The 7493-nt window shown below is 68.2% G+C and carries 7 protein-coding genes; 4 read left to right on the top strand and 3 right to left on the bottom strand.

Annotation, left to right across the window (positions count from 1 at the left end):
- Positions 1-134: 134 nt before the first annotated feature.
- Together AC3WTC_RS16360 and rsgA are read right to left on the bottom strand one after the other, a co-directional pair.
- Complete coding sequence (locus tag AC3WTC_RS16360; RefSeq protein ID WP_059065065.1) at positions 135-1388, bottom strand: flavohemoglobin expression-modulating QEGLA motif protein; 1254 nt, start codon at positions 1386-1388, stop codon at positions 135-137.
- A gap of 156 nt (positions 1389-1544) precedes the next feature.
- Positions 1545-2654, bottom strand: coding sequence for a ribosome small subunit-dependent GTPase A (rsgA, locus tag AC3WTC_RS16355; protein WP_492711953.1), 1110 nt, complete (start codon positions 2652-2654; stop codon positions 1545-1547).
- 112 nt (positions 2655-2766) lie between these two features.
- Here rsgA and AC3WTC_RS16350 point away from each other — a divergent pair, with 112 nt between their 5' ends.
- The 3 genes from AC3WTC_RS16350 to AC3WTC_RS16340 are packed head-to-tail and all read left to right on the top strand — an operon-like array spanning position 2767 to position 5398.
- Entirely contained in the window at positions 2767-4041 is a 1275-nt protein-coding gene (locus AC3WTC_RS16350) for a pyridoxal phosphate-dependent aminotransferase (RefSeq protein WP_099843618.1), read from the top strand.
- Positions 4042-4044: 3 nt separating this feature from the next.
- Entirely contained in the window at positions 4045-4662 is a 618-nt protein-coding gene (locus tag AC3WTC_RS16345) for an SGNH/GDSL hydrolase family protein (protein WP_312401160.1), read from the top strand.
- Positions 4663-4666: 4 nt separating this feature from the next.
- Positions 4667-5398, top strand: coding sequence for a class I SAM-dependent methyltransferase (locus AC3WTC_RS16340; protein WP_032975423.1), 732 nt, complete (start codon positions 4667-4669; stop codon positions 5396-5398).
- 253 nt (positions 5399-5651) lie between these two features.
- On the opposite strand, the gene AC3WTC_RS16335 is transcribed toward AC3WTC_RS16340, so the two are convergent.
- Positions 5652-6431 carry a polysaccharide deacetylase family protein gene (locus AC3WTC_RS16335; RefSeq protein WP_033831985.1) on the bottom strand — a complete coding sequence of 260 codons (780 nt, stop codon included), beginning with the start codon at positions 6429-6431 and terminating at the stop codon, positions 5652-5654.
- 60 nt (positions 6432-6491) lie between these two features.
- Between AC3WTC_RS16335 and grxD the strand changes: the two genes are divergently transcribed.
- The gene (gene grxD / locus AC3WTC_RS16330; protein WP_025874107.1) at positions 6492-7418 is read left to right on the top strand and encodes a Grx4 family monothiol glutaredoxin; all 927 of its coding nucleotides are present in this window, start codon (positions 6492-6494) and stop codon (positions 7416-7418) included.
- The last annotated feature ends 75 nt before the right edge of the window (positions 7419-7493 follow it).

Below are 7493 nucleotides of genomic sequence, written 5' to 3'. Positions count from 1 at the left end.
GGGCTGGCCAGGACCGTCCACGGCATGGATGCCGTGGCCGAGCCTACAGGGACGTACTTGCGGCGTGTCCTGGCCAGCGCAAGCCCCCCGCTCTCCCCGATATCAATCAAGACGCCACAAGCCGCCAACGCATTTCATTCCGGTGCCAGCTGGTCCATCCGGATGCGGTTGGCGAACAGCGAGAACGCCAGCATGCCGGCCAGGCCGTTGGCCCGGCTCATCCAGTGCGGCAGCCAGCGCGGTGGCTTCAGCACGCCCGATTCGAACAACGGGGCGAACGCGATCGCATCGGTCAGGCTCATCTTGCCGGCGAACAACCAGCGGCAGACCTGCAGGCGATCCTCGGCCAGCATGTGGCGGAAGAAGGTATGCACCGACACCAGCCCGCGCAGGTACACCGTGTCCTTGGTGAAGGCCAGGCCGCCACTCGGCGGCACACCGCGGAATACCCGTTGCGCCGACGCGAAGCTCTCTTCCGGGTTCTGCCCGGCATCGCAGAAGTAGCGGAACACCTCGATGAAGTCCGCACCTTCGCGCGCCATCGCGATCGCCTCGGTACGCAGACTGATGCGCTTCAGGCGCTCGATGTCGATGCTGCCGGTGATCTGCTCGGCAAACGTCGCCAGTCCTTCCTGGGTGGCCGTCACCCGAGGCGAGGACAGCGCCAGGCTCGGCAGCACCGGCTGCGCGCGACCGTTCAACGCCGTCAACGAATGCACCAGCGCTTCATGATGGAACAGCTGCGCGCGATCGTAGGCGCTGAAACGCGCACTGGTGCGCAGGCGGATGCGGGTCGGTCCGGCAGCCGCCTTCGAGACCAGCTCCGGGTCCAGCTGCACCTGGATGATGCGTGATTCAAAGAACGCATCGAGATCATTCTGCAGCTGCAGCTGCAGGGCGATCGCCGAGACCGGCACCTGCTCTTCCGGTGCCAGCAGTTCGTGATCCAGTTCGGCAGCAATCTGGATGAAGTGGCGCGCCGCATCGCGCGTGCTCGGTCCGTTGCCCGGCAACGGCTGCTCGGGCGAACCGAACAACTGCATCGAACAAGCATCCACGGCCGCGGTGCCGAGGCCTTCCAGCAGCTGCGCGGCCAGATCCCAGCTCTGCGCGGACTGCCGCACGTAATGGCCCAGCGGATGGCTTTCGTCACACTCGGCAGCGAGCGCGGCCAGCGCGCGACGCTCGTCGCTGAAGTCCAGCTTCGGGTAGTCGACCACCGGCAGCGTCGGCTGGCCACGGGCCACGCTGTCCAGGAAGGGTGCCTGCAGTGTCGCCGGCCAGCTGGTCAGGCCCAGCAGGCGGATGCCTCCTACGGCCTCGACCAGGCGCGCATCGAGCGCTGCATGGTGGGCCACGTCACGGTCCAGCGTCGCGGTCGGTTCCATGGGCGGACTATAACGCCCTGCCCGCGCGTTGGTAGGTGCCAACCTTGGTTGGCACAGATATGCATGCGCGGGAAGCATCCACGCATGGCGTGGATCTACTGGGCTGCCCCTGCCGTGACAGTGCCAACCAAGGTTGGCAGCCACCATTCTCCAGCCTTAGCGCCGGCGCGGTTTGCCCGCCGGGCGGAACTGCTGGCTCTTGCCCTTCCTGCCACCGCGTTCCTGCGCGGTCTCGGCCTGGCGCACGGCCAGCTTGGCGGCGGCGGCGGCCACTTCTTCCTTCAACTTGAAGTAATTCAGCAGCCGGCTCTCTTCGATCTCGCCGGCATCGATCGCCGCACGCACGGCACAGCCGGGTTCCTGCTGGTGCATGCAGTCGCGGAAGCGGCACTGCGCGGCCAGCGCTTCGATGTCGGCGAAACCGCCTTCGGCCAGCGTTTCTTCGCCGGTCGGCTTCAGTTCGCGCATGCCCGGCGTATCGATCAGGCAGGCGCCCATCGGCAGTGGCATCAGTGCGCGGTGGGTGGTGGTATGACGGCCGCGCGAATCGTTGGCGCGCACCGTATTGGTCTTCATCCGCTGTTCGCCCAGCAGCGTGTTGGTCAGCGTCGACTTGCCCGCACCGGAAGAACCCACCAGCACCACCGTGCGGCCGGGGCCCAGCCACGGCTCCAGCACTGCAACACTGTTGGCATCCAGGCCATTGATCGCATGCAGGGCGATGCCCTGCATCTCCAGTTCTTCCAGTACCGCCAGCGCATCTTCGCTGTACTCGGTCTGGTCGGCCTTGGTCAGCACCACCACCGGTTCGGCACCGCCACCGCCCACCAGCAGCAGGTAGCGTTCAATACGGCGCGGATTGAAGTCCGCATCCAGGCCACAGACGATGAAGACGGTATCGATGTTGGCGGCGATCACCTGCTGGTGGTAATGCTCACCGGCAGCGCCACGCTTGATGGCGGTACGTCGCGGCAACAGGGCAACGATGCGGATGCCATCCAGCAGCACCCAGTCGCCCACCGCCGGCCGTTCGTGGCTGGGGAAGCGCGGGCGCTGCCACTCCGGCAGCGATTCGGCCTTGATCGATGCCTCCGGGCCATCAGCCACCACATAGTGGGTGCGATGCTGCTCGATCACCCGCGCCGGGTGGGCCTGCGGGTGTGCGGCCATCACAGCCTGCCAGTCGGCCTGCTGCGGCGGGCCCGGCCAGGGCCAGCCAATGGTCTGCAGAGCGGTGAAATCGGGGGTCTGGGTCATCGCCGCCATTCTACCTGTGTGGTGCCGCCCAGCCCAATGCTGGCGGGCCCTGCGGCCCTTGCCATGCGCTGCAGCAATTCCGCTACCATGGAAGCCCCATGCCTTTTGCGGCCCACCGCCCATGTCCACTCCCTCGCCCAAACCCCTGGTCATCCGCGAGCGCCTTTCCGAAGTGCGCTACGAAATCCGCGGAGAACTGGCACGGCGAGCCCGGGAGCTGGAAGCGCAGGGCCACAAGCTGATCAAGCTCAACATCGGCAATCCCGGCGCTTTCGGCTTCCGTGCACCGGAACACCTGCAGCGCGCGATCGCCGATGACATGGGCCGCACCGATCCGTATACCCACCAGCAGGGCCTGCCGGTCGCCCGCGAGGCAATCGCCGCTGCCTACGCCCGCCGTGGCGCACCGGATGCGCATCCGGACCGCGTGTTCGTCGGCAACGGTGTCAGCGAGCTGATCGACCTGTCGCTGCGTGCGCTGCTCAACCCGGGCGACGAAGTGCTGGTGCCCTCGCCGGACTACCCGCTGTGGTCGGCCTCGACCATCCTCAACGATGGCCGCCCGGTGTATTACCGCTGCGCCGCCGAGAACGGCTTCCAGCCAGACCCGAGCGAGATCGAGACGCTGGTGTCCTCGCGCACCCGCGCCATCGTGCTGATCAACCCGAACAACCCCAGCGGCGCCAGCTACCCGCGCGAGCTGCTGGAGCAGGTGGTCGAGATCGCGCGCCGCCACAACCTGCTGCTGCTGGTCGATGAGATCTACGACCAGATCCTGTACGACGACGCGGTGTTCCAGCCGGTCGCACCGCTGGCCGGTGACCATCCCTGCCTGACCTTCGGTGGCCTGAGCAAGGTGCACCGCGCCTGCGGCTGGCGGGTGGGCTGGGCACACCTCAGCGGCGACGACGCGCGGCTGGGCGACTTCCGCGCCGCGCTGGACCTGCTGGGCGCACTGCGCCTGTGCGCCAACGTGCCGGGCCAGTACGCCATCGACGCCGCAGTGAACGGCCCGGACACCATTTCGGAGCTGTGCGCACCGGGTGGCCGCCTGTATGAAACCCGTCGTGCAGTGATCGAAGCCTGCGAGGCCAGCGAGCACCTGTCGCTGGTTGCCCCCGCCGGCGCGCTGTACGCGTTCCCGGCCGTGGTCGGTGCCGCTGCCAAGGGCTTCGACGATCATAATTTCGCGCTGGACCTGATGAACAACGACGGCGTGCTGGTGGTGCCGGGCTCGAGCTTCAACGTGCCTTACCGCCATCACTTCCGCGTGACCCTGCTGCCGGAGGCGTCGGTGATGCGCGACGTGTTCGCCCGTATCGACCGCGCCCTCGCCCGCCGTGCCGAAGACGCCACCAAGGTGGTGCCGATGAAGCCCCGCCGGTCGGTGGCTTGATCGATGGGCTTGTCGTATCTGGCCCTGGGCGATTCCTACACCATCGGTGAAGCGGTCGCGGTCGACGGCCGTTGGCCGCATCAGCTCGCGGCCGCCCTGCGCGCGCAGGGCATCGCGCTGGGCGACCCGCAGACCATCGCCACCACCGGCTGGACCACCGACGAGCTCGACGCCGGCATCGACGACGTTGCGCCGCAAGGGCCGTTTGACTTCGTCAGCCTGCTGATCGGCGTCAACAACCAGTATCGCGGGCGTCCGCTGGACGAGTACCAGGTGCAGTTCCAGGCCCTGCTGCAGCGCGCGATTGGTTTTGCCGGCGGCCGTGCGGACCGGGTCCTGGTGCTGTCCTTCCCGGATTGGGGCACCACGCCGTACGGTGCAGGCAGCGGCCGCGACCTGGGCCAGATCGAACTGGAAACCGACGAGTTCAACGCTGCCGCCGAGGTGATCAGCACCCAGCAGGGCGTTGCCTTCGTCGACATCACCGATATCAGCCGCGACACCGGCGCTGACCCGGCGATGATCGCCGAGGATGGCCTGCACCCGTCCGCACGGATGTACGCGCTGTGGAGCGCGCGTGCGCTGCCGGTGGCCGCACACCTGCTGGGCAGGACGGACTGAGACGATGGACGGCACGCCACGGAACGGCACGCCCCTGCCCTGTTCGCCACTGGATGCCGGGCAGGCGCGCCTGATCGCCGAGTCCTTCCGGCCGATGCAGGCCTGGGGCAGCCGCCGCGATTACTACTACACGCGCGGCAAGCTGGGCAGCGACCCGCTGTATGACGGCGTGCTGCAGCACCTTCCCGATGACGGCCAGCCGGTGCTCGACCTGGGCTGCGGGCTGGGCCTGTTCGCACATGTGCTGCGCCAGCGCGGTCGCCAGCAGCGGTACCTCGGGGTGGACGTGGATAGCGACAAGATCGCCCGTGCGCAGCGCGCCGGCAGTGGCCTGGCCGACGTACGGTTCGACTGTCTGGATGTGCAGGCGCCATTGCCGGTGCATGGTGGACATGTGCTGCTGCTGGATGTGCTGCAGTACCTGGACGAAGCGCCGCAACTGGAGCTGCTGCGCGCGGTGAGCGCGCGGGTCGCGCCCGGTGGCCGCCTGCTGCTGCGCACGCCGCTGGCGACCGGCGACCGCCGCGACCGCACCACGCGGGTGGCTGACCGACTGGCCTGGCTGGTCGGCTGGATGGGCACGCGACCTCGCCACTACCCGGATCCGCAGCGGCTGCAGGCCACGCTGGCGGCTGCCGGCATGCAGGTGGCTCCGTTGCGTCCGCTGCATGGGCGCACGCCGTTCAACAGCTGGTTGCTGGTGGCCGAGCGGCCGGGAACTGCGGCCAACGGCTGAGCCCCTCGTGGTGGGCGGCGGTCTACGGGGGCTGCCCGGGCGGGATGGGCTGCGCGGGGACGCCGTGAACCCCTCCTTGGGGGCTTAGCCGCGCCATCCATGGCGCGGATACCCCGCGCAGCCCACCCCACCCGGACACGGACGGTTTACGGGCGCGTCCACCACGGAAGACAGGAGAAAAGCGATGAGCAAACGCGGGTCGCTTCGCTCTTGCCGCGCTGCGCGCTCGCCGGGCGCGGTCCGGCGCTACCGGTCACCTGGCCGGCAGTTCGGCTTTCAGGCCGCGCTCGTCCAGCACCTGCAGCACCCGTTCGATGATGGCCAGGTTGTGGCCATGTGCGGCACCTTCATGCAGCAGCACGATCGCGCCCGGGCGCAGGTCCGGGAGCAGACGCGCCAGCACGCCATCCGGGGTGCAGCCGACGCCGTCATAACCGCGGGCGCTCCAGCCCACGCGCACCAGGCCCAGCTTGCGCAGTACCGGCGCCACGAACGGGTTGGTCATGCCCACCACCGAGCGGTACCAGCGCACCGGTCGCCCACTCACCGCCTGCAGCGCCTGCTGGCAGCCCTCGATCTCCGCCGCCATCGTGCCCGGGCCCAGCCGCCAGAAGCGCGCCTGCGGATGGCTGTGGCTGTGGTTGCCGAGGTCGTGTCCGCGACGCAGGATCTCCTCCACCAAGGCCGGATGCGCCAATACGCGCTCGCCGACCAGGAAAAAGGTCGCCTTCGCCTGGTGCCGATCCAGCAGATCCAGCACCGCCGGGGTCTGTTCACTGGGGCCGTCGTCGATGGTCAGCCAGACGCTGTTGCCAGCCTCGGGCAACCGGCTCAGCACCGGCGCGTAGAAGCGGCTGTTGGGCAGGAACACCGGCACCATGAACAGCGCGTGGCTTGCCACCATCAGGGCCAGGCCCCAGTGCCAGCCCGCCAGCACCCAGACCAGGATCACGGCCAGCTGCGACAGCACCAGCCAGGGCACCCAGCGCCAGGGCCGGGTCGGGATGCGATGCAATGTTCCTGCGTTGGTCATGCCCCATGATGCCATGGGGGGTAGAATTGATGATTCGAATTTTTCGGACCCATGACTGCCATGTCCCTCGATCCCGCCCTGCGTTCGCGCATCGAAACCATCCTCAACGACAACCGCGTCGTGCTGTTCATGAAGGGCCAGCCGTCGATGCCGCAGTGCGGCTTCTCGGCCAAGGCCGTGGGTGCCCTGCAGGACCTGGGCGTGGAGTTCGCCCACGTCAACGTGCTGGCTGACGCGGAGATCCGTGAAGGCATCAAGGCCTATGGCGACTGGCCGACCATCCCGCAGCTGTACATCGACGGCGAACTGGTCGGCGGCAGCGACATCGTGCTGCAGATGGCCGCCAGCGGCGAGCTGAGCAGCGTGCTGGGCCTGGCTGCACCGGACCGCACCCCGCCGCGCATCACCGTCACCCCCGCCGCGGTGGAAATGCTGAAGGGCGCGCTGGCCGATTCACCGGGGGCGTCGCTGCAGTTGGGCATCGATGCCCGCTTCCAGCCGAACTTCCAGCTGGCCCCGTACGATGAAGGCGCGATCGCCGCCGAGTCCAACGGCCTGCGCGTGCAGTTCGACCTGGCCAGCGCCCGCCGCGCCGATGGCATCACCATCGACTGGGTCGACGACATCCGTGGCAAGGGCCTGGCGATCGACAACCCGAACGCGCCCAAGCCGGTGCAGGAAATCAGCGTGCGTGATGCCGACGACCTGGTGCGTGCCGGCAACGTGATGCTGGTGGACGTGCGCCCGGCCGAAGAACGCGCCATCGCTGCTGTCGGCGTACCGTTCAAGAGCTTCGATGGCAACGGCCGCGCCGAGCTGGAAGCCCTGCCCAAGGACACCGCCCTGGCCTTCCTGTGCCACCACGGTGGCCGCAGCGCGCAGGCAGCAGAGCAGTTCCGTGCGCTGGGCTTCAGCAAGGTGTTCAACGTCACCGGCGGCATCGATGCCTGGTCGGACGAAGTGGACAACGGCGTGCCGAAGTACTGATCGGCTGCGCTTGATGCACAGGAAAAACGCCGGCGAAAGCCGGCGTTTTTTGTTGAGCCCATCCACGCATGGTGT

Source organism: Stenotrophomonas sp. FW305-C-20-S1 (genome assembly GCF_058783335.1).
This window is presented reverse-complemented; position numbering and strand designations above follow the sequence as displayed.